General features: G+C 37.6%; 1 protein-coding gene. It reads right to left on the reverse strand.

Annotated features, from left to right (window positions below; translation table 11 throughout):
* Positions 1 to 130: 130 nt before the first annotated feature.
* On the reverse strand, positions 131 to 841 hold the full coding sequence (hutC, locus tag L4C33_RS22420) for a histidine utilization transcriptional repressor HutC (RefSeq protein WP_428814582.1): 711 nt from the start codon (positions 839 to 841) through the stop codon (positions 131 to 133).
* Positions 842 to 1,056: the final 215 nt, after the last annotated feature.

Below are 1,056 nucleotides of genomic sequence, written 5' to 3' on the forward strand. Positions count from 1 at the left end.
CTCTATCTGTTCTAAATTACGCTATTTCGTAATTACAGTTAAATGTATATACAAATAAATAGAGTATTATTTAATCCTTGGCAAGTTGATGTTGCGAAAATGTGATCAATAAATAGGATGAAATCCTATATTAGAGTAGAACTTTGGAACTTAATTTGTATCTGGAACCCGGGTGATAGAGTAGAGCAAAGCTGACTAATTTGTCACCGCTCCAGGTGCGTCTATTGAGTAACAAGCAAGGCTCTGAGTCGCCAAGTTCTAATATTACTTTGGTCGTGGGGTCTGGAACTATTGCTTCTACAGTGTGTTCTATAGCGCTGAGAGGACAGTTTTCAGATAAATATTGATTAGGAGTGAGCTGATTAAAATTTTGTTGCAAATAGTTTTTAGCGTAGAGAGGGTTAACCCAGCGAACTTCTCTTTGAATAGGGTTGTTGTCAGAAAAGTGAATGATTTCACTGTAATAAATGTTTGCTCCTAGCATAACGCCTAAACGGGTTGCGACACTTTCATCCGCTTGTATTTCCTTTTGTTGTAGCACCTTACTTTTATACTTCTGACCGCGACTTTCAACTTCTTGGGCAATGTTGCGTATATCTAGCAAAGGTGATTCTGCTTTATCTTTAACGCTACATACAAAAGTACCTAAACGAGGTTTCCGAATTAGTTTTCCTTCGGATACTAGATCCCGAATAGCTTTATTTACGGTCATTCGACTGACAGAGAATTGCTCGGTTAGCTCTAGTTCTGTTGTGATTTGATGACCTACAGGCCACTGGCCACTCGTGATCCTGTCATCGATATACTGCTTTATCTGGAGGTAAAGTGGTGAACTAGGCATAACATGTCCTTTAATTGACTATACAATTAGCTTAACTCATTGATATGAATTTTCAATCGTCGTGGAAAGTTTCTGAGGTGAATACCGTTATTGTGAGGAAAAACTTGAATCCAAAATTTAAAGAAGGCTTACTGCATAGGTTCAAGAAATAATGATAATGAATTGATAAGGTAAGACTATGCTGAAGAAGTTAAAGGCGTCATTGGGTATTGGAT

The sequence above is a fragment of the Vibrio makurazakiensis genome (assembly GCF_050337375.1).
In the GTDB taxonomy this organism is placed as follows: Bacteria; Pseudomonadota; Gammaproteobacteria; order Enterobacterales; family Vibrionaceae; genus Vibrio; species Vibrio makurazakiensis.